This is a genomic window from Neobacillus solisequens, from assembly GCF_051233465.1.
Lineage (GTDB): Bacteria > Bacillota > Bacilli > Bacillales > Cytobacillaceae > Neobacillus.
In genome coordinates, this window is the sequence record NZ_JBKFGJ010000009.1 from 229807 (window position 1) to 254984 (window position 25178).

Genomic DNA, 25178 nt, shown 5'->3' on the forward strand with positions numbered 1-25178 from the left:
TTAAAATAGTATCCTTTTAACGAAAAATTCAAACCCTATATTTACGTATTCTGGATATGAAGCAGGTGAGGCAATGATATCAATTAAAAATGTTCGAAAAATTTTCCCTTCGAAACAGGGGCAGCTCAAAGCAGTTGATGAGGTCAATCTGGATATTAAAAAGGGAGAAATTTTCGGAGTCATTGGATATAGTGGCGCAGGTAAAAGTACCTTGATTCGAATGCTTAATGGCCTTGAGCTACCGACTGAAGGCAGTGTAACGGTCGCCGGAAGAGAAATTTCCAAAATTAAAGGCAGTGAGCTTCGCAAGGCCCGCCAGGAAATCAGCATGATCTTCCAGCATTTTAACTTATTATGGTCAAGGACTGTAAGCGAAAATATTGCGTTCCCGCTAGAAATTGCCGGAGTCAAAGGGGCAGAAAGACAAAAGCGGGTAAATGAATTGATTAAATTAGTTGGTCTTGAGGGCAGAGAAAATGCTTACCCTTCTCAACTAAGCGGCGGACAAAAACAACGGGTTGGCATTGCCAGAGCACTGGCTAATAATCCGAAAGTGCTACTGTGCGATGAAGCCACTTCAGCACTTGATCCGCAGACAACAGATTCCATTTTGGATTTGCTTGTTGATATTAATAAACAGTATGGCTTAACGATTGTGTTAATTACTCACGAAATGCACGTCATTCGCAAAATTTGTCATCGAGTGGCAGTAATGGAAAGCGGAAAAGTGGTGGAAATGGGTTCCGTTCTGGATGTGTTCAAAAATCCGCAGCAATCCATCACCAAGCGCTTTGTTAAACAAGTAACCGAACCGGGTGAAACAAAGGAAACAGCAGAGCATTTGCTCGAACACTATCAATCCGGCCGTGTTGTTCAATTAACCTTTATTGGAGAGTCTGCTGAACAGCCGGTGATCACGAATCTAATTCGTCATCACAATGTAACGGTCAACATCCTACAAGGGAAAATATCGCAAACCCAAAGTGGATCATACGGCACACTTTTCATTCATCTTGACGGAGACGAAGCCGAGGTCAACAAAGCAATTGAGTTTATTGGTTCCCAGCAGGTAGGAGTGGAGGTGATCGAGAATGCTTGATACTTGGTTCTATAACGTCGATTGGGATAGTATTTGGGTGGCAACCGAAGAGACCCTTTATATGACGGCCATTTCAGTCGTGTTTACATTCATTCTTGGTATCATTTTAGGAATTATTTTATTTTTAACCGGAAAAGGGAATCTTTGGGAAAATCGAGTGATTAATCAAATTATTGCTTCAATCGTAAATATCTTCCGTTCCATTCCGTTTATTATCCTTATTATTTTATTGCTACCATTTACCGTTTTGATCATGGGTACCATGCTTGGGGCCAATGCCGCATTACCAGCTCTAATCATCGGGGCAGCTCCCTTTTATGCAAGGATGGTAGAAATTGCTTTACGTGAAATTGATAAGGGAGTTATTGAAGCAGCAAAATCGATGGGGGCAACAAATTGGCAAATTATTTTCAAGGTGTTAATTCCTGAATCTTTGCCAGCGTTAATATCGGGAATAACAGTAACCGGAATTGCCTTAGTAGGTTATACTGCCATGGCTGGCGTCATTGGTGCAGGAGGACTTGGAAATCTTGCCTACTTACAAGGATTCCAAAGTTATAATACACAAATAATGGTGTATTCAACCGTATTTATTTTGATCATAGTTTTTATCATCCAATTTGTTGGTGATAAGATCACAAGATTAATTGATAAAAGATAAAACATAAATATCAGGAGGAAAAAATGAAAAAATTATTCGTTTTCGTATCAGCATTATTAGTTATCTTTTCACTTGCAGCCTGCGGGAAAAACAATGCTTCTGAGAGTAAAGAAACAACATTAGTAGTAGGGGCATCGCAAGTTCCCCATTCTGAAATCCTTAAAAAAGCCAAACCCCTTTTAAAGAAGAAAGGTATTGATCTTCAAGTTAAAGTTATCAATGACTATGTGACACCTAACAAAGCTTTGGCATCTGGTGATCTTGATGCAAACTTTTTCCAGCACGTCCCTTACTTAAAAGATCAAATGGCAAAAAATAAAGATTTTGATTTTGTTAATGCTGGCGGCATTCATATTGAACCAATTGGTGTATATTCTAAACGCTATAAAAAGTTATCAGAGCTTCCGAAGGGTGCAACGATTATCATGAGTAACTCTGTTGCTGACCATGGCCGCATGCTTTCCCTTCTTGACCATGAAAAATTAATCACTTTAAAACAAGGTATTGATAAAACAACTGCTAAAGTAGAAGATATTGCTAAAAATCCAAAAAATCTAAAATTCAAAACGGATGTAGAAGCTGCGATGCTGCCAAAGGTATATCAAAATGACGAAGCAGATGCAGTCCTAATCAACACAAACTATGCACTACAAGCGGGATTAAATCCAATGAAGGACGCAATTGCACTTGAGGGGAAAGAATCACCGTATGTAAACATTATTACTGTTCGTAAAGGTGATGAAAACAAAAAAGCAATCAAAACCCTTGTCGAAGTCCTTCACTCTAAAGAAATTCAAGACTTCATTCTTGAAAAATACAAAGGCGCGGTTGTTCCTGTATCTGAGTAATATATTAATAGGAAGAAATACATCTGAAAAGTCAGTGGAATCCACTGGCTTTTCTTTTTACATGAATCCAAACTGATTAGTAAAAAATAGACTGTATTGCTCCCGAGTCTATCGATTGAAAAGAAAACAACAAATAAGGTATGATTTTTATCGGGCTTGTTTTTACATAAAACAAATTAGGCTGAATTTTCAAACTATAAGTTACTTTGATTCTCATTTAGAATTAAATCAGTGAAAATATAAAATAGTTATTAACACATAAAAGTTGATAATAGATTTCATTTGTTATAAGATTGTAATGAGAATAGATTGAGAATGCAGTTATTTTCCAATAGGGTTCAAAAGATACAAAACATTTTTCGGAGGTATAAAAATGGCTGGATCAACTTTAACAATCAAAGATCTGCATGTTGCAATTGAGGGGAAAGAAATTTTAAAAGGTGTAAACCTTGAAATAAAGGGCGGAGAAATTCACGCGATCATGGGACCTAACGGAACAGGTAAATCTACTTTATCTTCCGCCATCATGGGACATCCAAAATATGAGGTAACAAGCGGCAGCATTACACTTGATGGAAAAGATGTACTTGAAATGGAAGTGGATGAGCGCGCTCGTGCGGGTCTGTTTTTAGCGATGCAATACCCAAGTGAAATTAACGGCGTAACCAACGCTGACTTTTTACGTTCTGCCATCAACAGCCGCCTTGGGGAAGGCAATGAGATTTCATTAATGAAATTCATCCGTAAAATGGATAAACAAATGGAATTTTTAGAAATGGATCTTGATATGGCACAGCGTTATCTGAACGAAGGCTTCTCTGGCGGGGAGAAAAAGCGAAATGAAATTTTACAACTAATGATGCTTGAGCCTAAAATCGCCATCCTTGACGAAATTGACTCAGGTTTAGATATCGATGCATTAAAAGTAGTTTCAAAAGGTGTCAACGAAATGCGCAGCGAAGAGTTTGGCTGCTTAATTATTACCCACTATCAACGTCTATTGGACTATATCACTCCTGACCATGTGCATGTCATGATGCAAGGCCGAGTTGTTAAATCCGGCGGACCAGAGCTTGCACAGCGCTTAGAAGCGGAAGGATATGACTGGATCAAGCAAGAGCTTGGAATTGAAGATGAAACAGTTGAGCAAGAAGCGTAAGCGGTTAGGAGGATTAACATGACAACAGAAACAAAATTACCGTTTGATAAGGGGTTTGTGAGTTCCTTTTCCAAGGAAATGAATGAGCCTGCATGGTTGGCCGAGTTTCGTCTTAAAGCGTTGGAGCAATTTGAAGAGCTTCCAATGCCAAGACCAGATAAGACGAAGATTGATAAATGGAATTTCACACAATTCCAGCAGCATACTGTAAAAAGCTCAGGGTTTGCTTCGCTCGAAGAACTTCCTGAGGCAGTAAAGTCATTAGTCGATCTGGATAATCAAAATTTATATGTACAACGCAATCAATCCACGGCTTACTTATCATTGTCTGAAACCTTGAAAAATCAAGGAGTCATTTTCACAGATATTTTTACAGCTGCAAGAGAGCATGGGGAATTATTGAAAAAATATTATATGACTCAAGCAATCAATGCTGATGAGCATCGTTTAACAGCTCTTCATGCCGCGCTTGTGAACGGCGGGGTTTTTCTATATGTTCCAAAAAATGTAGAAGTTTCTGAGCCAATTCAAACAGTTTTCGTTCATGACCATGAAGATGCTAATTTATTTAATCATGTTATTGTGGTAGCAGATGATAATAGCTCCGTCACATACGTAGAAAACTACATTTCCACGGTGGAAAACTCAAATAGTTTAATGAATATTTTAACCGAAGTCGTGGCGAATACGAATGCAAGGGTTCAGTATGGTGCTGTTGATCACTTGGCAAAAGGGGTTACAACGTATGTAAATCGCCGCGGGGTGGCCGGCAGAGATTCCCGTATTGATTGGGCACTTGGCCTAATGAATGAAGGGAATACTATTTCCGAAAATACAACTAACTTACTTGGTGACGGCTCTACTGGTGATACGAAAACAGTGGTTGTCGGGCGTGGCGAGCAAACGCAAAACTTTACCACAAAGGTAGTGCACTTTGGAAAACACACGCAAGGCAATATTTTAAATCATGGTGTTGTAAAAGATAACTCAACCTTAATTTTTAACGGCATTGGTAAAATTGAACACGGAGCATCCAAATCAGATGCTGAACAAACATCCCGTGTCTTGATGCTTAGTGAAAAAGCACGTGGGGATGCCAACCCAATTCTTTTAATAGATGAAGACGATGTAATGGCAGGACATGCCGCTTCTGTCGGACGCGTGGATCCGGTTCAACTTTATTATCTGATGAGCCGTGGGATTCCAAAACGTGAAGCAGAGCGTTTAGTCATTCACGGATTCCTGGCACCTGTGGTTAAACAACTTCCAATTGAAAAGGTAAAAGAACAATTAACGGAAGTTATTGAAAGGAAAGTTCGCTCATGAATATAAGCGATATTCGCCAACAGTTTCCCATTTTAGACCAGGAAGTAAATGGTCATCCGCTTGTTTATTTAGACAGTTCGGCTACTTCTCAGAAGCCGATTAAAGTCATTGAAACAATAGAAGATTACTACCGCGGATACAATTCGAATGTCCATCGCGGTGTGCATACACTAGGAACAAGAGCAACGGATGCTTACGAAGGCGCTCGTGAAAAGGTTCGTAATTTCATTAACGCAAAATCAATTCAGGAAGTGATTTTTACAAGAGGAACGACAACCTCTCTAAATACGATCGCGCACAGCTATGCGGCTGCAAACCTGAAGCAGGGCGATGAAATCGTCATTACGTACATGGAGCATCACAGCAATATTATTCCGTGGCAGCAAGTAGCTAAACGAACTGGGGCACAGCTGAAATACATTCCGCTGCAGGCGGATGGCACGATTTCTTTGGAAGATGCCAGAGCGACGATTACTCCGAATACAAAAATCGTCTCCGTAATGCAAGTATCGAATGTACTTGGCACCATTAATCCAGTGAAGGAAATCGCTCAAATCGCCCATGAAAATGGTGCAATCATGGTGGTGGACGGTGCGCAAAGTGCTCCCCACCTGAAAATTGATGTTCAAGATTTGGATTGTGATTTCTTTGCGTTTTCCGGTCATAAGATGTGCGCTCCAACAGGAATCGGTGTGTTATACGGCAAAAAGCATTTGCTTGAGAACATGGAGCCGATTGAGTTTGGCGGCGAAATGATTGACTTTGTACAATTGTACGAATCAACTTGGAAAGAACTTCCGTGGAAGTTTGAAGGTGGTACTCCGATTATTGCCGGTGCAATTGGTCTTGGTGCAGCCATCGACTTTTTAAATGAAATTGGTTTGGATCAAATTGCGGAGCATGAGCACAAGCTTGCGGCATATGCTTTAGATAAAATGTCTTCTATTGAAGGCATCACCATTTATGGTCCACTGGATGCAGCTAAGCGTGGCGGACTAGTCACTTTTAATATTAACGATGTTCACCCGCACGATGTCGCAACGGTTCTTGATGCAGAAGGAATCGCTGTCCGTGCCGGACATCACTGCGCACAGCCACTGATGAAATGGCTGAACGTGTCAGCAACGGCTCGTGCTAGCTTTTATTTATACAATACGGAAGAAGATATTGATAAACTCGTTGAAGGGCTTGTCAAAACAAAGGAGTATTTCAGCGATGTCTTCTAATAATTTAGATGCATTATACCGAAGAGTGATTATGGACCATTATAAAAACCCACGTAACCGTGGAATATTAGAGGATGGTAACCATACGATTAATATGAATAACCCAACTTGCGGTGACCGCATTCAGCTAAGCCTAAAAGTAGAGGACGGAATTGTCACCAATGCAAGATACGAAGGAGAAGGCTGTTCCATCTCGATGTCGTCTGCCTCGATGATGACACAAGCTATTAAAGGGAAAAAGGTTGAAGAAGCGTTAAAGCTTGCGACGATTTTTTCCGATATGATTCAGGGAAAAGAGTTCGATGACGATATCGATTTAGGCGATATTGAAGCACTTCAAGGTGTTTCCAAGTTTCCTGCCAGAATTAAATGTGCCACATTAGCGTGGAAGGCGATGGAAAAAGGATTGAAGGAAGAGGGACAACAATAAAACGATGGGGCTGTTCCGAGCCCCGGTTGTTTATGAAGGAGGATTACGACGATGGCAAAAAAGATGCCTGAAATCGGTGATTATAAATATGGTTTTGCCGACAAAGACGTTTCCATCTTCCGCTCAAAACGCGGCTTAACACGCGAGATTGTGGAAGAGATTTCAAAAATGAAGAGCGAACCACAATGGATGCTTGATTTCCGTTTAAAATCGCTTGAGCATTTTTATAACATGCCAATGCCACAATGGGGCGGAGATTTAAAGTCATTAAATTTTGATGAAATTACCTACTATGTAAAACCTTCTGAGAAATCCGAGAAATCTTGGGATGAGGTACCAGAAGAAATTAAGGCCACATTCGATAAGCTTGGTATTCCGGAAGCTGAGCAGAAATATCTTGCTGGTGTATCTGCTCAGTACGAATCTGAGGTTGTATACCACAACATGAAGGAAGATCTAGAAGCACTAGGTATCGTCTTCAAGGACACTGATTCCGCGCTTCGTGAAAACGAAGATATCTTCCGTGAGCACTGGGCAAAAGTGATCCCGCCAACGGATAACAAATTTGCAGCATTGAACTCAGCTGTATGGTCTGGCGGTTCTTTCATTTATGTTCCACCAGGCGTGAAAGTGGATACTCCATTACAGGCGTACTTCCGCATCAACTCCGAAAACATGGGACAATTCGAAAGAACCTTGATCATCGTTGACGAAGGTGCGCATGTACACTACGTTGAAGGTTGTACAGCTCCAGTATATACAACAAACTCACTTCATAGTGCCGTTGTAGAAATCATTATCAAAAAAGGTGCTTACTGCCGCTACACTACTATCCAAAACTGGGCAAATAACGTTTACAATCTCGTTACCAAGCGTGCGGTTTGTGAAGAGAATGCCACAATGGAATGGATTGACGGGAACATCGGTTCAAAATTAACGATGAAATATCCAGCTGTTATTTTAAAAGGCGAAGGTGCCCGTGGTATGACATTATCCATCGCGATTGCCGGTAAAGGTCAGCATCAGGATGCTGGTGCGAAAATGATTCATTTGGCACCTAACACGTCTTCCACGATCGTGTCTAAGTCAATCTCTAAACACGGTGGTAAAGTAACGTACCGTGGTATCGTACACTTCGGACGTAAGGCAGACGGAGCCCGTGCCAACATCGAGTGCGATACGCTGATTATGGATAACCAATCCACATCAGATACCATTCCATTTAACGAAATCCTAAACGACAACATTTCACTTGAGCACGAAGCCAAGGTTTCCAAAGTGTCTGAAGAGCAACTCTTCTACTTGATGAGCCGTGGAATTTCCGAACAGGAAGCAACTGAAATGATCGTCATGGGCTTCATCGAACCATTCACTAAGGAACTTCCAATGGAATACGCCGTTGAGATGAATCGTTTGATCAAGTTCGAAATGGAAGGTTCTATTGGATAACCAATTTTTTAAAAGAGACGGACTTTTGAAGTTCGTCTTTTTTTCTAGTTATAAAAAAGTAAAAGGGACGATTCAAAAGCAGCTTGAATGTCCCCATGTCCCTATATATTCAATCATAAATTTCCTTGTTTTGTTCTTGATGAACCAACTTGGCAATGGCGAACCCATGCTCTTCAATTGTATGAATAATCTTCATATGATTGACCAAACTTGGTTTAAATTTTATCACTATTTTCCCTTTTGGCAATAAACCTTTAAAGGAAATAATCCCTCTCATTGATGTTATCTTTTGCTCTATAGTCTGAATGCTGTTCAAACAGCATATTCCCATGACATAGACAGTAACTTGGTCCATAAATATATCGATCCCCTTCTGGTTAGTAATTCCTATATCAATGATGTTTTCAAATTTTATTATAATGCTGCAGAAACAATCGAAACTTGATGTAGGTCAATTTTTGTATAAAAAATTATGACTCAGGTCGTACGGAAAAGTTACAAGTACCTCAAACGGAAAAAATAATTATGGTTATGCTATTATAAATTAATGGAGGTGAGTTTTATTGATCTATATTGGTGTCACCGGCTGGGGCGATCACGATTCTTTGTATCCAGGTCAAATATCATCAAAGGATAAGCTAAAGGAATACGCGGGGCATTTTCCTATTGTAGAGGTAGATTCAGCGTTTTACGCGATTCAGCCAAAGCGCAATGCATTGAAATGGGTCAATGAAACGCCAGAGAACTTCCAATTTATTGTCAAGGCCTACCAGGGGATGACTGGGCATATGCGTGGTGAGATCCCGTTTCAGTCAAAACAAGAAATGTTTCAAGCTTTTCAGGACTCATTAGAGCCGTATATAGAAAAAAATAAATTAGCAATGGCGCTGTTTCAATTTCCGCCTTGGTTTGAATGCAGACGTGAAAATGTTGACTATTTGCGATGGTGCAAGATTGAGATGGGCGATATTCCCTGCGCTCTGGAATTTAGGCATCAATCATGGTTCATACCAACATACCGTCAAAAAACACTAGAGTTTATGAAAGCAGAAAATTGGATACACAGCATTTGTGATGAGCCACAATCTGGAGAAGGCTCGGTTCCGACTATTTTAGAGCCGACCACACAAGAAAAAGTCCTCATTAGATTCCATGGCCGCAACACTCATGGCTGGCAAAAACGTACTGTTGTGGATTGGCGGGAAGTTCGCTATCTATACCGCTATAATCACAAGGAATTGAATGAATGGGTCGTGCAAATCCAAGCATTAGCAAAACAATGCACGGATGTGTATCTTTTATTTAACAACAATTCAGGCGGGGATGCCGCTTACAATGCGAAGCAAATGATGGAGCTGTTACAAATCGAATACGAATGCCTAGCTCCAAGACAGCTGGATCTATTTTAAGAAGGTGATTAAATGGAATGGATTATTTTAGTGTTAATTGGGATTGCTGCTAGCTCTTTAGGGTCACTGATTGGCATGGGTGGTGGCATTATTGTTGTTCCGGCCCTGTTGTACTTATCAACCTTATCATTCCTAAGCCATCCCTTAACACCACAGGTGGTTGTAGGAACCTCTCTGTTTACAATGATTTTTACCGGCCTATCATCCACATTGGCTTACATGAAGCACAAAACAGTGGATTACAAAAGCGGCCTGATTTTCTTAATAGGCAGCGGTCCAGGGAGTATTATCGGCGCATGGGTAACCGAGAAATTAAATTTGCATTCATTTAGTTTATATTTCGGTTTGTTTATTATCTTTGTATCAATCGTTATGCTCGTTAGGGATAAATTAAAGCCGATACCGTATCGAAAGGACAAGGGAATTCACCGGACGTTTACTGACAACAGCGGGAAGACCTTTGAATATGGGTATAATCCGATTGTCGGTGTCCTAATTGCTTTTGTCGTCGGATTCCTCTCTGGTATTTTCGGAATTGGCGGCGGATCGTTAATGGTACCCACCATGATCCTCTTATTTTTCTTCCCGCCGCATGTGGCCACGGCAACTTCAATGTTCATGATCTTGCCAACCTCGATCCTCAGCTCGATTACTCATATATCCTTGGGGAATGTGGATTGGCTGTATGCATTGGCATTGATTCCGGGTGCGTGGATCGGCGCAAAAGTCGGGGTATTTTTAAATACAAAATTAAAGAGTAAAACAATTGTCTGGATTATTCGAATTATACTTGTCGTAGTAGGAGTTCGCTTAATTTATCAAGGAATGACGGGATCATAAACATGGAAACGATACATATTTATCATACAAATGATGTGCACAGTCATTTTGAAAACTGGCCGCGCATACAGGAACTTTTGAAGATGAAGACCATCCATCATAATGAGGATGTATTCTTATTTGATATTGGGGATTTTATTGACCGGTGGCATCCCTTTACAGAAGCAACAAAGGGAACAGGTAACATTCAACTTTTAAATGAGTGTCAATATACTGCAGTAACGATTGGAAACAATGAAGGGGTCAACTTACCCAATGAGGATTTAGAACATCTATATGACGAGGCAAAATTTGAAGTAATCGTGGCCAATTTTTTTCGAAAAAACGGAGACTTGCCAAGCTGGGTGAAGCCATATAAGATTTACCAAACAAAAAAGGGGACCAAAATCGGGGTAATCGGTCTCACAGCTAAATTTGCAGTTTTATATGAGCAACTTGGTTGGAAAGTAACGGATCCGATACCGGAGTTGAAAAAATGGATGCCGGTATTAAAAAAGGAAGCAGATGTTATTATTTTGCTGTCTCATCTGGGTATTCATGATGATGAACAAATCGCTGAAGAGATTACGGGGATCGATGTGATTCTCGGGGCACATACGCATCATTTCCTGAAGGAAGGAAAGTTGATTGGAGAAACATTGCTGGGGGCTGCCGGCAAATTTGGTTATTATGTTGGCCAAGTCACACTCCATGTGGACGAAGATAAAATGATCAAGAGTAAAAAAGCTTGTCTTTATGACGTATTGGAGTTGCCTGCTGTTGAAAAAGAGGAAGACATAATTGAGTCCTATTATAATAGCGGCAGGCAGCTTTTAAATAGTCCGATTGCGCATTTAGATACGCCATTAAAGGCAAATCCATTTCAGAAAACAAATTTCTCTGTTTTTTTAGGACAAGCCTTAAGGGAATGGTGCAAGACAGATTGTTCAATTGTGAATGGAGGCCTGCTCCTTGGGACGTTATCAGGAGAGGTAACGGAGTTTGACCTGCTAAATGTTTGCCCGCATCCGATTAATCCTTGTGTGATTAAGGTAAGTGGTGCTGAGTTACTGTCCATTTTACAAGAAACAAAAGATGAACAGTTAACTCATCGCGAGCTTAAAGGGTTAGGTTTCCGGGGAACCGTTATTGGATCTTTTGTATATGATGGTATCGAGTTAAGTGAAGATGGATGGGTTGTAAACCAAAATTCTTTGGATCCGCACCAAACCTATTCCTTAGCACTTCCAGATATGTTTACCTTTGGCCATTTTTTCAAAGAGGTTGTTCCGAAGAAACAAAAAAAATATTTCCTGCCGGAGTTTTTGCGCGACATTTTAAAATGGAAGTTGAAAACCCAATAGGCAGTTGTATAGACACGCATATTCCCACCTTTTCATAAAGTGATAGTAGGGAAAGGAGCGTGGGAAATTGATCAATCTTTCACCAGTTGAAATAAACGGACATACGTTTCTGGCTGTTTCTGTGTTACTGCCAAAAACAACTTTGCTGGCTGTGTCGAATGATAAAGGATATATCATGTGCGGTGCCTTGGATGTCGGATTGCTAAATGACCAGTTAAAGGACCGTAAAATCATCGCCGGCCGGGCAGTCGGGGTAAGAACGATTGACCAGCTGCTGGATGCCCCACTGGAATCGGTGACCTATGAAGCGGAGGAACTGGGTATTTACAAAGGCATGATCGGCAGGGATGCATTATTGAAAATGATTTAAAGCTTGCTTTTAGTGGCAAGCTTTTTCTTTATGAGTGTTATTATTTAATGGGCAAGTTCACCCTATTTTGGCATACATATAGCTTGAAGGGGTGATTCAATTGGCAAAATTTCGCAGACGGCTTGGAAAGCGGGGACCGCTGCCTTTTCGTTATGTGTTGCTGCTCTCATTTGTATGTTTCCTTTTATCCACTGCTATTGGCCTCTGGCTGGTAAACAGAGGGATTGAGCCCGCATTGATGCGTTATGCAGAGTCTGAAACCCGGAATATAGCCTCCATTGTCATTAATAAGGCTATTACCAAGCGGACAACGAATATAGGGGAAAACAATAAAGTCATTGAAATTTTGCCCGGAAGCAATGGTTCTGGACAGAATGCTCAACTGAATACAGATTTGATTAATCGGGTTTTAGCGGAAACAACAGCGCAAATTCAAAAGAACTTAAAAGCGGCTAAACGTGGAGATATTGCATCCTTAGAGCAAATTACGGATGTGGAAATTGAAACTGAAAATATTTCCAAAGAGGACGGCATTGTTTGGTATGTACCGCTAGGGCAGGCCTCAAATATTTCTCTGCTGGGAAACTTAGGGCCCAAAATCCCAGTGAAATTTCATGCAATTGGTGAAGTAGAACCGGATGTGAAAATCGAGACGAAACAGATGGGAATTAACAATACGTGGGTAGATGTTTTGATTCATGTTGAAGTTTCTGTTCAAATCATTACACCGTTTGCCACAAAAATTACTAAGCTAACGCAAAGCATCCCGGTGGGAAGTGCCTTAATCGAAGGAGATGTGCCGCAATTTTATAATAGTGGGGGTGGCGTTACACCTTCCATTCAAATTCCAGAAAAGAAATCAGAAACGAAGAAAGCGGAAACAAAAAAATCAGGAAATTAACAAGCTGCCCATTTCTAAAGTTCCTGTCCCATGACCTTGGCAAATGCTGTTAAGGTCGCGGGACAAGAAATTTCGGGCAGCTTTTATTTCTTTTTCCGTAATTCCACTCGTTCTAGATACTTCCATCGTGCTAAATGCGGATAGGGGTCAAAAGACCATTCTGTCAATCCATTATCCTTATACATCCCATAGTGCAAGTGTGGAGGGAATTTGCCTGAGGTTCCCGGTGGCCCGTAGCCTGAGCTTCCGACTCCGCCGATGACCATGCCTGGCTCTACGACTTGTCCAACCATAATATTCCTAGCAAAGCCACTAAGATGGGCAAAATAGTGATACGTGTTGTTGATGTCTCGTATTCCAATTCTCCAGCCACCAAATTTGTTCCAGCCTTTCATCTCAATGATCCCATAGCAGGTAGCTCTGACAGGGACACCATATCCGGCAAAGATATCTGTGCCTTCATGAATCCTTCGGCCACCCCAGCCCCTGGCATCTCCCCAAGTGCTGCGATAGCTGTGATTGCTGTAAAGCGGCACAGGGAAAACCTGTTTATCCAAATCGATTCGTCCGAAATGCTTGTAAATTTTTGCCTTCCCGGCAATAATTCCAACCGTTTTATCCCGATGGTAATAGTTCCACAAGCCTATTTTAATATTATCATGGTCTACTCCATAGGACTGAAGATAATGGGCAAAGGCATACAACACATCATCATCACTCTTAAGGCTTGCCTTACCGTCGCCATTCCCATCAACGCCGATTCCATTAAAAAACTGAATAATAGCAGGATTCTCTTCCATAAGATTTGGATTGGTAAGCCCCGACCATTGCTCCGGGCGAAAATAAATCCCAATAGCACCCTCCGCCTTCGGCAAATCCCGGCGGGCCAGACGAACACTCCGCTCATACTGATCAATCGCCGCCAAATAATACCACGGAATCTGCGTCACAACCTCCATCTTCCTATACAACCTCATTCTCTCCTGATAAAGATCAACCTCAGCCTCCTTCGCCTGAACCTCCCCAGCACCAAAAGCCGAAGACAAAAACAAAAGGAAAGCCCCCAAAAACAGAACAGACCTCACAGGAATCATCCTTCCAAATTAAAGTACAAACATAGTTTATGAAAACAATCAAATTTCATAATAACAATAAATGGAAAAAGGTGACAGGCACCGCAAAAAGACAAAACTGGCGATTTTGTTCACGTGGGGCGGACAACTCCTTTTTCCGAAGTGGGTATAGGAAAAACTGAAGGGAGTGGCCTCATTTGCTTGTCGTAGGTTTTAGAGTATGTTAAAGTGACAACAGTAGAATTGTTATTTAGAGTTGTTTAAGCAAGGGGTGTTTTGATATGGGAAGTAAGCGGAATGAGGATGTTTTGCGGAAGCCCGAGTGGTTGAAGATTAAGTTGAATACGAATGAGTCATATACAGGTTTGAAGAAGCTGATGAGGGAGCAAGGTCTTCATACGGTTTGTGAGGAGGCACGCTGCCCGAATATTCATGAGTGCTGGGGTTCCCGCCGTACAGCAACTTTCATGATTCTCGGCGATACATGTACACGTGCCTGCCGATTTTGTGCAGTTAAAACAGGATTACCGACGGAACTCGATTGGCAAGAGCCGGAAAGAGTGGCGGATTCTGTTCAGTTAATGAACTTAAAACATGTGGTTGTAACAGCTGTAGCTCGCGATGATTTGAAGGATGGCGGTGCTGCTGTTTTCGCTGAAACAATTCGCGCGATCCGTAGGAAAAATCCATTCACAAGTATCGAAGTGCTACCATCTGATATGGGTGGTAAAGAAGAGAATTTACGAACGTTAATGGATGCTAAGCCTGATATCTTAAATCATAATATTGAAACCGTCCAACGCCTGACTCCAAGAGTCCGTGCCCGGGCAAAATATGATCGATCCCTTGAATTTCTTCGCCGTGCCAAGGAAATGTATCCAAGCATTCCGACCAAATCCAGCTTAATGGTGGGTCTAGGTGAAACAAAAGAGGAAATTATAGAGGTTATGGACGATCTTAGAGCAAATCATGTTGATATCATGACAATCGGACAATATTTACAACCGACAAAGAGCCATTTAAAGGTTGAAAAATATTATAGCCCAGATGAGTTTAATGAATTGCGTGAGATTGCCATCAGCAAAGGTTTTAGCCATTGTGAGGCAGGCCCGCTGGTTCGTTCCTCTTATCATGCGGACGAGCAGGTAAATGCAGCCGCCAAGCATAAGCAGTTGCTAGGGGAACAAAACGCACAAGAAGCATAAAATAAACGCACACGCCCACCTCTCAGCAGGGAATAAGGCGTGTGTTTTTTTGTAGCTCGCTTTGCTGCCAGCCCGAAAACTGAAGACTCCCCGTAAAACAGGTCACATAGATCCGGGCTGCCAACCTGAAAACGAAAATTTCAGTATAATCGGTTTCATTGGCACCAGTTTAAATAAAAAAATGACTGTAATCTACTACAGCCATCCTTCATCAATCGGGCTATTATCGGCTATAGAGAAGGCTGCATTGGTAATCGCCTCAGCCAACGTTTCACCGCTCTCGCATACTTCATTAAAGCATGCCTCTGAAACCCCATTTGTCCTATATGTAAATCCTAAACTCTTCATCCTTTCAACAATAAGCATCGCGTGGTCCAAGTTCTGCTGTGGTTGAAAATCAGAAACGGCTATAAAAGCACCGTTTTCAAAATCATACCAACGATCCCACCGATTCAATGTCCATCCCATAACTCGGCGTGCAATAATCTCTACCTTATTCATCTGCCCCCGACTCCTTTTCCCTCGTGCCTTCAAACTATTTTATCATGTTCCACAACGGAAAAGACATCGTTAAAAAGTTCAGCCCCGAAAAAAGGACTGAACTTATTAAAAATTTTTATTTTGGGACGTTATTGGTCTTATAATCATCCGGTGTCAGACCATTTTCATCTTCACTATTGTTCATACGTGCCCCTTGGGGAGACTTTTTCATTTGTGAAATGACATAGTTTACTTGATCCCGGGAATTTTTGCCTGTCGAATCCAGACTGGCTAAATTCTCTACATCTCGAAGTAAATGCTTATTATCGGTCACATAGACATGATAGTATCTTGGTACAACAGACATCCCTGTCTTTTTCACTTGATCAGCGGTTAAATGGCGATCTTTTGAGTTGGTTCGATACGCTATTAACACTTCCTGGTCGGTGACAAGGGTTGCGACATCATTCACGTGTGGAATACTCGTACTCAGACTGCTGATCACGTGTGCGACCTGCTCCCGGTCCATGGCAGCATAACTCGCATTGCTGGTATTATCATTCATAATTGGGCTTTTTTGATGCCGGACAAATCCGTAATCATTGCTGACATTGCGGACTCCGTTAGCACCGCCCTCACGATAAAGTTCATGGCGTTTATTGTTCACGTTAATGGTATTGCCGCTTTCCTCATATACATCCTGATTGGCAGAATCCCTAGAACAGGCGGAAAGAGCGGTCATGGAGCATAATCCGATGATTATAGCCAGTTTTTTCAACTAAAACACCTCCTTTTTATAGATTTACCAATAGGATTGTTTTTTTTCTTAGTAATTCATGGGGAATCGGTTATAATGGGAATTAGAATTGTCTGGCAAAAAGAGGTGACAATAGAATGATTACCGTTAACAATACTTCATATGAACTTGTGCAGGAATTTCGCGATGCCTTTAATGAAGAGGCGTTTAAAGCGAGATACAGTGATATTTTATCAAGATATGATTACATTGTGGGCGATTGGGGTTACGGCCAACTCCGGTTAAAGGGTTTTTTCGACGACCAAAATCAAAAAGCCACCTTTGATACAAAAATCAGCACCATCAGTGAATACTTGTACGAATACTGCAATTTCGGCTGTGCCTATTTTGTCATAAAAAAAGTCAAAAAATAAAGCGGAAGCACTGAGCGCCTCCGCTTTTTTTATTGATTTGCCTTTTTATAAGGTTCCTGATCATCCGTTGCCGGATCATCGTGGGTAGGGTGAGCACCTTCCATTTGTCGAGGTAGATCCTGATGGAGAGATTTAAATTCATAATTAAAATTGCTATACCGGCGCTGTCCCTCTTTCCAAGGTGTGCTTTTTAGCTGAACCGGCTCATCCTGTCTAATCGGCGAGCCAAAGGGGCCGTCTGGAAATTCCTCTGCCGTCAAATAATTTCGTTGCTTTTCCACATTCGAAAGTTCGGTATATTTTTCAGAGTCATTGTTTCCCATGAATTTTTCACTCCTTTTGACCTTATTATGACAAAAAGAGTGAAAAACATGAGCTCATTACAACATTTCTGTTAGGAACGATTTAAGCTCTTCCGCTTCCGCCTCCGAAATTTGAAACGCATATTCCAAATAACCTTCCTCCGCCAAATCATCTGGACCAATGATGGCATAACGATTTCCCTGCATATTTAACACCAAAAACTTCCCGTAATGGCGGTCTGATTGGACAATAGCCAAGTCATAGCGTTGGTTTTCCCCAACGAAACTGACAAATCGTGTTTTGGTATTTTCTGTATCATCATATAAAAAAAAGCGATCACTCACAGCAACAGACTCCTTTTGATTATTTACTCTCTAATAGTACCAAATATTTATCATTTATGGGAGGTACGTCATTTTCGTAAAAATTGTAAAATAAATCAGGAATAAGCCGCGAAATCTGTCAAAATATGTTACAATGTAGATAAATCTGCAGAGACTCGCGAGGGATGAATGAAATGGTTCGTCGATACCTTAACAAGGCTAACAGCATACTCGAATGGGGTAAGGTATTGTTGCCGCATTCATCATTGCGTTTTTATCCACCCTCTTTCACATTGAGGGACCCTGTAAGTGAGGGTGTAACCGCTGCCATTCAATCAGGGAAAGAGGTTGTTGTCATTGTCTATAACCTGCAAAACTTTATCGATGTTGCTGCAGAACTGACACAAATCCAGCATCATCAGCTAATAAAACAGATTAAGAAACAATTTCGTCTCGCTGTGTTAAAGGAATTGAACGAACAAGATATCATCATGCTCCATGATCAGTATGGAGAAGGGATTACCCTTTATCTTAAGGTAGACTATGACCGGTACCGGTTATCGGATATCGATCAACTTGTCAAAAACCTTGCCCTTATTGTCGAGCAGGGGTTACAAACTGAATACCCTTCGGTTCCATTAACCATTGAGACCGGGTATATGTTTATTGAAAAAAACCATTATACCATCCAGGATATGGTGGCAAAAGCACACAGACAAGCGATTGCAATGGCTGAGAAACGGTTGGCGACCAAATATGATAATATGATTTACAACATTAAGAAAATCATCTCAAAAAAGAACATTCGTTTAATGGCGCAGCCGATTATTGACGTGGAAACAAAGGAAATTTGGGCATGGGAAATTTTAACCCGCGGACCAAAGGGGACGTCGCTTGAAAATCCGTTAACACTCTTTTCTGTGGCCAGGCAAACTGGAACCTTATATGAATTAGAAATGCTCGTTATTGAAAAAGCAATTGAACAAATAAAAGGAAACAAAAACAAAAGTAATTTTTTTGTTAACTGCACTCCCATTACGTTGGGGAATATTCGCTTTACCAGAGATTTGGAGAACTTGATGAGGAAATATGGCGGTAGAATCTCGCCAAAACAAATTACTTTTGAAGTAACCGAAAACGATTCCATTACTGGTTTAAAGAATTTCTCTTACAATATCAAGAAATTGCGCCTAATGGGTTATAAAATTGCTGTGGATGATACTGGCTCCGGCTATTCCAACCTTAGCACCATTAGTGAAATCATGCCAGACGTTATTAAAATCGATCGTTCTGTCATTCAAAATATTGATAAAAATTCTTTAAAAGAGTCGATGTTAAAGGGATTAATGCTGGTTGCCAGGGAAGCCGGTTCATTGGTGGTTGCGGAAGGTATTGAAAATGAAGATGAGGCCTTAGTATTAACAAGAAATAATGTTGATCTGGCCCAAGGTTATTTTTACGCTCCGCCAACTTTGCTAATGAATGAGATTGCGAACTAGCTCTAATACTAAAGGAAGTGGAACACATGTATTTTGTTGATCGTGAAAAAATTGAAACCACCTTACTCTATCTTGAGACACAAACGGGTCTTTTCAAAAGTCAGCACAAATGGAACACACCATTGGAAAAAGCAGCCCTGGAACGGCTCACCCACATGATGCTTGAATCCGTATTGGATGTCGGGAATGCGATGATTGACGGTTTTATCATGCGCGACCCTGGCAGTTATGATGACATAATTGATATTTTAATCGATGAAAAGGTCGTCAAAAAGGAAACAGGGGAGAACTTAAAAGTTCTGATTTCATATCGAAAAAAATTGGTTCAATTCTACACGGAAATTGACCATGCCGAACTGACTGAGAAATTTTCTACCCTAATGCCAGCCTTTGAAGTTTTCAGCAGCAATGTGCGTGATTACCTAACAAACGAATTGGGGCCAGTATCCGCCTTTAGAAATTAATCTTTGGACCGTCAAGCACGGTCTTTTCTTATTTTAGGAGTGATCATCATGAAAAAATACAAAGGTTATTTAATCGACTTAGACGGCACAATGTACCGCGGGACAGAACGAATCGAAGCGGCTTCTGATTTTGTCAAAAAACTGAAGGAGCAAGACATACCTTACTTATTTGTGACCAATAATTCTTCAAGAACGCCCGAGCAGGTTGCGGAAAAATTGGAAAGCTTTGATATTCCTGCTACACCCCATCATATCTTTACTTCGAGTATGGCAACGGCTAATTATATTTACGACTTCAAAAAAGATGCCAGCGTTTATGTGATTGGAGAAGAAGGACTGCGAAATGCTATTGCCGAAAAAGGTTTTACATTTGCAGAGGAACAGGCAGAGGTGGTTGTCATGGGAATTGACCATGAAATCAACTATGAAAAATTAGCGATTGCCTGCTTAGCCGTTCGCAACGGAGCGACCTTTATTTCTACCAATAGTGACATTGCTATTCCAACAGAACGAGGTTTCTTGCCAGGCAATGGCTCATTTACCTCCGTAGTGGCGGTTTCGACTCAAACAAAGCCCACTTTTATTGGTAAGCCTGAAACCATCATCATGGAACAGGCTTTAAAAGTAATTGGTACAAACAAAGAAGAAACCATGATGGTTGGAGATTATTATGATACTGATATAATGGCTGGAATGAGAGCTGGAATGGATACTTTACTGGTGCACACCGGAGTGACCACAAAAGAAATGCTTTCAGGGTATGACCGCAAACCAACCTACGTGATTGATTCATTAGATCAGTGGGAGCCGTAAGAAAGAGGATGGGTTAGATTCCATCCTCTTTTTCAGCTTTATATCCGTATTTTTCTAACTCTGCAAAAATAGTTTTCAGTCGAGGATTGCCCTCACCAACTACTTTATCATTAATGACAACAACCGGATAAAACATATCCTCCTCCATAACCCGTCTGGCAAATTCATTTTTTTTCGGGTCATGTGGCGGGTGTTCAATATCAACATACATAATCGTAAAAGGTTGTTCCAGGAATTTCCTGGCAATGGCCGCATGGAGCCATTCATAGGTTTCCTTTGAAGAGGGCAGATTGACACAGCTTGGGCATAGCTGCTCTGCACCATAAAGAACGACTTCAACTTCTGTAAATTCCATCAAATCATTCCCAACGTTTTTCTTTTATTTTACAATATTATTAAGCTAATAACGAAGAAAACGTTCTAAAATGTGTGTTTTAGCAATTACTGAGAATGGATTTTTAAAGCCGATGACAGTATAATATTTTATAGGAAAGGAGCGATTAGTTTGGAAGACAAAATATTTGAACAAGTTCAAGATGTATTAGATAAATTACGTCCATTTCTTCTTCGCGACGGCGGAGATTGTGAATTAGTTGATGTAGAGGAAGGTATTGTAAAGCTTCGCCTTTTGGGGGCTTGCGGTTCTTGCCCAAGCTCAACGATCACATTAAAAGCAGGTATTGAAAGAGCGCTTCTTGAAGAAGTACCTGGTGTTGTAGAAGTGGAACAAGTATTTTAATTGAAAAAGCAAAAGCGATTGCTAAAATAAGAGCAATCGCTTTTTTCGTTTAGGGGCCAAAGACTGTGGATTCAGGCCCGAACTAAGGGAATCCAGTCTTTATTCACGAGCGTTTTCGGTTGTTTTCCTTCTAAAATGGCTTCAATATTATCCGCACACAGCTGCAGCATAGCTTGACGAGTCTCTTGGGTAGCACTGCCAATATGCGGTAAAGCCACAATGTTTGGCAAGCGAAGCAATGGATGATCGGCACTAATCGGTTCTTTTTCAAAAACATCCAAGCCAGCTCCGGCAATGTCCCCAGCGGTCAGAGCTTCGAATAACGCTTGCTCATCGACAACAGGACCTCTCGAAGCATTAATAAAAATCGCTGTCGGTTTCATTTTTTTAAACACGGACCGGTTAAATAAATGCCTTGTTTCCGATGTTAATGGGGTGAGACAAACAATAAAGTCCGCTTTTTCAATCAACTCATCAAAGGTAGTATAGACAGCACCAAGCTGCTGTTCCACCTTTGGCTTCTTCGTACGGTTATGATATAAAATCTGCATTTCGAAACCAGAGGCACGTTTCGCAACAGCCTCACCGATTTTCCCCATACCGACAATTCCAATGGTTTTATGATGTACATCCTGACCTGCCAACAGGAATGGACTCCAGCTTTGCCACTTTCCTTGCTTCACGAACTCTGCTGCTTCAACAACCCGACGTGAAGTTGCCATCAATAGAGCAAACGTCAAATCTGCAGTGGTATCGGTTAAGACATCCGGAGTATTACAAACAGCAATTTTTTTTCTTGTGGCGGTTGCTACATCCACATTGTCATAGCCAACGGCATTATTAGCAATAACTTTTAAGTTCCTTCCGGCCGTTAGAATGGTCTCATCAATACTCTCGGTTAACATGGTAAGCAGTGCATCTGCCTTCTTGGCCTCTGCTATTAAAATTTCTCTGGGAACAGGAATGTCCTCATACTTCCACATATTAACATCAAATTTTTCCTTAAGGCTTTGAATGATCGTCTCTGGAATTCTTCTAGTGATAAAAATATATGGCCTCATGCAATACAGATCCTTTCCCACACATTTGCTTATATTTTAGCATATTAATAAAGCCATTCCAGCAACGGGAGATTGAGTCTGTTTATCGGTGCACCAGTTATTTGAAAAAATCTGGCAAGGAACCGCTCGTAATCAGAAGACTGCTTTAATATTTTATTTAATTGCTCCTCCAAGTATTTTTTCTCCTGCTCGGAGCGGGTAATATAATAATTTTCAATACACTCAAAATAGTGCAGCGGAAAAATCAACCGGGAATATAATAGACGCCATGAAAATGGAGACAAAGGTGAAATGCTTTGGTATTCATCAAAAAATTGCTTTACCTCTACATCATAGGTTTGGATGTTGCGAAAATACCGTTCTCTTGTCCACTCCGCCAAATCACGGCTGCGATGATCAAATACCCAATCAAACGGATTTTTAATGATATAGTGGCCACTCCATGTTTTATTCGTGAACCGTTCATGGCAAACGGTACCCCCGTCAGTTTCTGTCGGCGTATCATCAATCTCCGAATCAACCAAATATTGAATGGCATTTTCTGTTAAGCCCATATAGTAGGGAAATGATTCGATAAATTGCTGCTCAAACTCATCCTCGGGTGTTTGAAAAAGCAATCCATTCCAGACTTTTTCCATTTGGTCCAGGCGCTTTTCCCATAACGATTTCCATTGCCCGACTCGGGATAACCGTTGAATCTGAAATGGCACATTCCTACCGCGCTCATGAAGTTTTGCCAATTTGCGCCCCAATTTCATCTGACGCCGCCTCTGCTCTAACGGACGCTGTGCCAATACACAATACTTTTTCTGTTCCCACGTCGTAATAAACTGGCTATCCTTTGTTTGCATAATAAACGGCACTTGTTGATCCCCGTTGCTTCGTAGGTGCTGAGTTATTTTTTCAAGCTCTGAGATATCCTCCTCCTCCCGATTGCCCGGATTCGAGATTAAGTACAGCCAGCCATTGCCTCTAAGAGCGTCATAACGATCTATTTTGAGCTGTTCCTCTGCCCTAATGCCAAAGCGGTGTTCAAGCATTTGCTGCAGCATAAATTTCACCCCTTATTGGATCTGCTTCTAAGTCATATATATGGTTAAAAAAGACATTTTATTTGATTGTTATGGAGAAAATTGCATATCATAGCTAATATATAGAAAAATATCTATTAGAAAAGGTGATATAAGGGATGGCAGACAATAAAACAGATAAAGTGGAGGAAACAGCTCGGAGATGGCTCAAAGAAAGAGGCGTGGAAGTTTCAGATATTGCCGATTTAGTTTTCTTTTTACAAGAAAAATATCATAAAAATTTGCAAATAAGTGATTGTATAGCCAATGTGGAAAAGGTACTTTCCAAGCGGGAGGTCCAAAACGCGATTCTAACCGGCATTCAGCTAGATGTGTTAGCGGAAAAAGGCATGCTGGAAGAACCGCTGCAATCGATTATTGGCACTGATGAAGGATTGTATGGGGTGGACGAAATTCTTGCCTTTTCCATCGTAAACGTCTACGGTTCGATCGGCTTTACCAACTATGGATATATTGATAAATTAAAGCCGGGGATTCTGGCATACTTAAATGATAAATCTACGGGAAAATGCCACACCTTCCTGGATGATATCGTGGGAGCGATTGCTGCTGCGGCATCGAGCCGTTTGGCGCACAGGGCAGCTAATGTAGAATAAATGAAAAAGAAGCATTCCGTTTGGGCGGAATGCTTCTTTTTTATCAACCGTTATGGAATTTGTACATCCAAAGTATCCCCGACTTTATTAAACGAGCGACACGGCCAGTAATTGGGCGGTCTGCCATTAGGCCAAAGCCGTGTTTTTTTCCTAGTGATCCGAGGATGCCTTTTAATTTGATTTGTGGGAATGATTCTGGCGGCTCTTCGCCTTTCCAGCGCGCCTTTAGCACTTCGACGATTTGCACACCTTGACCTTCTGCTAGTTGAGCACTTGGGGCGTGTGGCAAGCTTGCACAGTCACCCAGAATAAATACGTGCTCATCATTCGGTAAATGATGTCTAGGTGTAATGACCATTCTGCCTGAAGAATCTTTTTCTCCCTCTAATTCTCGAACAATTTTATTTGCTTGGATACCGGCTGTCCAAACAATCACGTCACAAGGAATCGCCTGATCATGATTGTACAGCAGGTTTTCCTCAACCTTAGTGATATTGGCATTATTAATAATTTCAACATTATGCTCGACAAACCATTTTTCCACATACTTGCTTAATCGATCAGGGAAGGCGGAAAGAATGTGTTTCCCGCGGTCAAATAATTTAATATGAATGTCATCGCGGCTTTCACTTAACTCACTTGCCAGTTCCACGCCGCTAAGTCCAGCTCCTACAATCCCAACAACTGATCCAGGCGGCAGATTATTTAAAGCGGAATAGGTACTGCGTGATTTTTCTATTGACTGAATACTGTAGGTAAACTGTTCAGCACCTGGAACTCCATGATATTTATCCTCGCAGCCAAGTCCGATAATTAAATCATCGTATGAGATTGGTTCATTATCCTTTAACTTTACAAGTTTAGTAGATAAATCAATGCCTAATATCTCTCCATATTTCACCGTTAATTGTGGATGCTCTGGGAAAGCCACTCGAACATCAGTGTCTGAAATCGTTCCCGCAGCCAATGCATAATACTCTGTTTTTAAGCAATGATACGGTACCCGGTCAACTAAAGTTATCTTCACATCCTCAGGTAGGTCGTTTGGCAGCAACTCACTGAGAATTTTCATTCCCCCGTAACCGCCTCCAAGAATCACTAGGTTTTTCATTTTTTACATTCCCCTTTTTTCATTTCCGTATAAGCTTTTTATATTTTTGTTTTAAATAGCACTCAAAGGCAAAATGCTGACATTCAAATGAGTATTACTTTTTTCGCCTATTGTCATCTTCGAGTATATCTAAAATGTGTCGAAATAACAACTTTTATATAGTGAAACTTGACACATTTTCATAATCAT

Annotated in this window: 29 protein-coding genes and 1 pseudogene; 20 read left to right on the forward strand and 10 right to left on the reverse strand. The window is 41.0% G+C overall.

Going from position 1 to position 25178, the window contains the following annotated elements:
- The first annotated feature begins 73 nt into the window (after positions 1–73).
- The 8 genes from ACI3K6_RS10365 to sufB all read left to right on the forward strand — a co-directional run bounded on the left by ACI3K6_RS10365 (position 74) and on the right by sufB (position 8198).
- Positions 74–1099, forward strand: a complete 1026-nt coding sequence (locus ACI3K6_RS10365; protein WP_335477947.1) for a methionine ABC transporter ATP-binding protein — start codon at positions 74–76, stop codon at positions 1097–1099.
- Complete coding sequence (locus ACI3K6_RS10370) at positions 1092–1760, forward strand: methionine ABC transporter permease (RefSeq protein WP_435554756.1); 669 nt, start codon at positions 1092–1094, stop codon at positions 1758–1760. Before ACI3K6_RS10365 ends, ACI3K6_RS10370 begins: the two co-directional genes overlap by 8 nt.
- A gap of 23 nt (positions 1761–1783) precedes the next feature.
- The gene (locus ACI3K6_RS10375; RefSeq protein WP_435554757.1) at positions 1784–2608 is read left to right on the forward strand and encodes a MetQ/NlpA family ABC transporter substrate-binding protein; all 825 of its coding nucleotides are present in this window, start codon (positions 1784–1786) and stop codon (positions 2606–2608) included.
- A 373-nt stretch (positions 2609–2981) separates the two neighbouring features.
- Positions 2982–3767, forward strand: a complete 786-nt coding sequence (gene sufC, locus ACI3K6_RS10380) for a Fe-S cluster assembly ATPase SufC (protein ID WP_335477941.1) — start codon at positions 2982–2984, stop codon at positions 3765–3767.
- A gap of 18 nt (positions 3768–3785) precedes the next feature.
- On the forward strand, positions 3786–5093 hold the full coding sequence (gene sufD / locus ACI3K6_RS10385; RefSeq protein ID WP_435554758.1) for a Fe-S cluster assembly protein SufD: 1308 nt from the start codon (positions 3786–3788) through the stop codon (positions 5091–5093).
- Entirely contained in the window at positions 5090–6319 is a 1230-nt protein-coding gene (locus ACI3K6_RS10390) for a cysteine desulfurase (protein ID WP_435554759.1), read from the forward strand. Before sufD ends, ACI3K6_RS10390 begins: the two co-directional genes overlap by 4 nt.
- Entirely contained in the window at positions 6309–6749 is a 441-nt protein-coding gene (sufU, locus tag ACI3K6_RS10395) for a Fe-S cluster assembly sulfur transfer protein SufU (protein ID WP_435554760.1), read from the forward strand. Before ACI3K6_RS10390 ends, sufU begins: the two co-directional genes overlap by 11 nt.
- Positions 6750–6800: 51 nt before the next feature.
- Positions 6801–8198, forward strand: coding sequence for a Fe-S cluster assembly protein SufB (sufB, locus tag ACI3K6_RS10400; protein WP_335477934.1), 1398 nt, complete (start codon positions 6801–6803; stop codon positions 8196–8198).
- A gap of 109 nt (positions 8199–8307) precedes the next feature.
- Here the strand turns inward: sufB and ACI3K6_RS10405 are convergent, their stop codons facing one another.
- Positions 8308–8553, reverse strand: a complete 246-nt coding sequence (locus tag ACI3K6_RS10405; protein WP_435554761.1) for a cation transporter — start codon at positions 8551–8553, stop codon at positions 8308–8310.
- A 208-nt stretch (positions 8554–8761) separates the two neighbouring features.
- Between ACI3K6_RS10405 and ACI3K6_RS10410 the strand changes: the two genes are divergently transcribed.
- The 5 genes from ACI3K6_RS10410 to yunB all read left to right on the forward strand — a co-directional run bounded on the left by ACI3K6_RS10410 (position 8762) and on the right by yunB (position 13061).
- Positions 8762–9607, forward strand: a complete 846-nt coding sequence (locus ACI3K6_RS10410; protein ID WP_435554762.1) for a DUF72 domain-containing protein — start codon at positions 8762–8764, stop codon at positions 9605–9607.
- Positions 9608–9619: 12 nt separating this feature from the next.
- Positions 9620–10447, forward strand: coding sequence for a sulfite exporter TauE/SafE family protein (locus tag ACI3K6_RS10415; RefSeq protein WP_435554763.1), 828 nt, complete (start codon positions 9620–9622; stop codon positions 10445–10447).
- 2 nt (positions 10448–10449) lie between these two features.
- Positions 10450–11790 carry a bifunctional metallophosphatase/5'-nucleotidase gene (locus tag ACI3K6_RS10420; protein ID WP_435554764.1) on the forward strand — a complete coding sequence of 447 codons (1341 nt, stop codon included), beginning with the start codon at positions 10450–10452 and terminating at the stop codon, positions 11788–11790.
- A 67-nt stretch (positions 11791–11857) separates the two neighbouring features.
- A complete protein-coding gene (locus ACI3K6_RS10425) occupies positions 11858–12160 on the forward strand; it encodes a YunC family protein (protein ID WP_335477924.1) in 303 nt (100 codons plus the stop codon).
- Between the two features lie 91 nt (positions 12161–12251).
- On the forward strand, positions 12252–13061 hold the full coding sequence (yunB, locus tag ACI3K6_RS10430) for a sporulation protein YunB (RefSeq protein WP_435554765.1): 810 nt from the start codon (positions 12252–12254) through the stop codon (positions 13059–13061).
- A gap of 83 nt (positions 13062–13144) precedes the next feature.
- Here yunB and ACI3K6_RS10435 read toward each other — a convergent pair whose 3' ends face one another.
- Complete coding sequence (locus tag ACI3K6_RS10435; RefSeq protein ID WP_435554766.1) at positions 13145–14155, reverse strand: M23 family metallopeptidase; 1011 nt, start codon at positions 14153–14155, stop codon at positions 13145–13147.
- A gap of 260 nt (positions 14156–14415) precedes the next feature.
- Here ACI3K6_RS10435 and lipA point away from each other — a divergent pair, with 260 nt between their 5' ends.
- Positions 14416–15339 (forward strand): lipoyl synthase, encoded by a 924-nt coding sequence (gene lipA, locus ACI3K6_RS10440; RefSeq protein WP_435554767.1) that lies wholly within the window; start codon positions 14416–14418, stop codon positions 15337–15339.
- A 195-nt stretch (positions 15340–15534) separates the two neighbouring features.
- Here lipA and ACI3K6_RS10445 read toward each other — a convergent pair whose 3' ends face one another.
- On the reverse strand, positions 15535–15840 hold the full coding sequence (locus tag ACI3K6_RS10445) for a BC1872 family protein (RefSeq protein WP_435554768.1): 306 nt from the start codon (positions 15838–15840) through the stop codon (positions 15535–15537).
- Positions 15841–15955: 115 nt separating this feature from the next.
- A complete protein-coding gene (locus ACI3K6_RS10450) occupies positions 15956–16597 on the reverse strand; it encodes a YhcN/YlaJ family sporulation lipoprotein (RefSeq protein WP_435554769.1) in 642 nt (213 codons plus the stop codon).
- Between the two features lie 116 nt (positions 16598–16713).
- On the opposite strand from ACI3K6_RS10450, the gene ACI3K6_RS10455 reads away from it, so the two are divergent.
- A complete protein-coding gene (locus ACI3K6_RS10455; protein ID WP_435554770.1) occupies positions 16714–16989 on the forward strand; it encodes a YutD family protein in 276 nt (91 codons plus the stop codon).
- A gap of 29 nt (positions 16990–17018) precedes the next feature.
- Here the strand turns inward: ACI3K6_RS10455 and ACI3K6_RS10460 are convergent, their stop codons facing one another.
- Both ACI3K6_RS10460 and ACI3K6_RS10465 read right to left on the reverse strand, forming a co-directional pair.
- A complete protein-coding gene (locus ACI3K6_RS10460) occupies positions 17019–17312 on the reverse strand; it encodes a cytosolic protein (RefSeq protein ID WP_435554771.1) in 294 nt (97 codons plus the stop codon).
- A 57-nt stretch (positions 17313–17369) separates the two neighbouring features.
- The gene (locus ACI3K6_RS10465; protein ID WP_435554772.1) at positions 17370–17636 is read right to left on the reverse strand and encodes a DUF3055 domain-containing protein; all 267 of its coding nucleotides are present in this window, start codon (positions 17634–17636) and stop codon (positions 17370–17372) included.
- Between the two features lie 173 nt (positions 17637–17809).
- Between ACI3K6_RS10465 and ACI3K6_RS10470 the strand changes: the two genes are divergently transcribed.
- The 3 genes from ACI3K6_RS10470 to ACI3K6_RS10480 are packed head-to-tail and all read left to right on the forward strand — an operon-like array spanning position 17810 to position 20391.
- Complete coding sequence (locus ACI3K6_RS10470) at positions 17810–19114, forward strand: EAL domain-containing protein (protein WP_435554773.1); 1305 nt, start codon at positions 17810–17812, stop codon at positions 19112–19114.
- Positions 19115–19140: 26 nt separating this feature from the next.
- Complete coding sequence (locus ACI3K6_RS10475; protein ID WP_435554774.1) at positions 19141–19578, forward strand: DUF86 domain-containing protein; 438 nt, start codon at positions 19141–19143, stop codon at positions 19576–19578.
- A gap of 48 nt (positions 19579–19626) precedes the next feature.
- Positions 19627–20391 carry a TIGR01457 family HAD-type hydrolase gene (locus ACI3K6_RS10480; protein WP_435554775.1) on the forward strand — a complete coding sequence of 255 codons (765 nt, stop codon included), beginning with the start codon at positions 19627–19629 and terminating at the stop codon, positions 20389–20391.
- 13 nt (positions 20392–20404) lie between these two features.
- On the opposite strand, the gene ACI3K6_RS10485 is transcribed toward ACI3K6_RS10480, so the two are convergent.
- Positions 20405–20746, reverse strand: coding sequence for a YuzD family protein (locus ACI3K6_RS10485; protein WP_435554776.1), 342 nt, complete (start codon positions 20744–20746; stop codon positions 20405–20407).
- A 162-nt stretch (positions 20747–20908) separates the two neighbouring features.
- Between ACI3K6_RS10485 and ACI3K6_RS10490 the strand changes: the two are divergent.
- Positions 20909–21130, forward strand: a pseudogene (locus ACI3K6_RS10490) (NifU family protein); the annotation flags it as partial.
- A gap of 71 nt (positions 21131–21201) precedes the next feature.
- On the opposite strand, the gene ACI3K6_RS10495 reads toward ACI3K6_RS10490, so the two are convergent.
- Positions 21202–22191, reverse strand: coding sequence for a 2-hydroxyacid dehydrogenase (locus tag ACI3K6_RS10495; RefSeq protein ID WP_435554777.1), 990 nt, complete (start codon positions 22189–22191; stop codon positions 21202–21204).
- 44 nt (positions 22192–22235) lie between these two features.
- Positions 22236–23243 carry a spore coat putative kinase YutH gene (gene yutH, locus ACI3K6_RS10500; protein ID WP_435554778.1) on the reverse strand — a complete coding sequence of 336 codons (1008 nt, stop codon included), beginning with the start codon at positions 23241–23243 and terminating at the stop codon, positions 22236–22238.
- Between the two features lie 137 nt (positions 23244–23380).
- Here yutH and ACI3K6_RS10505 point away from each other — a divergent pair, with 137 nt between their 5' ends.
- Positions 23381–23878 (forward strand): phosphatidylglycerophosphatase A family protein, encoded by a 498-nt coding sequence (locus ACI3K6_RS10505; protein WP_435554779.1) that lies wholly within the window; start codon positions 23381–23383, stop codon positions 23876–23878.
- 43 nt (positions 23879–23921) lie between these two features.
- On the opposite strand, the gene ACI3K6_RS10510 is transcribed toward ACI3K6_RS10505, so the two are convergent.
- Positions 23922–24989 carry an NAD(P)/FAD-dependent oxidoreductase gene (locus ACI3K6_RS10510; RefSeq protein WP_335477895.1) on the reverse strand — a complete coding sequence of 356 codons (1068 nt, stop codon included), beginning with the start codon at positions 24987–24989 and terminating at the stop codon, positions 23922–23924.
- Positions 24990–25178 lie beyond the last annotated feature (189 nt).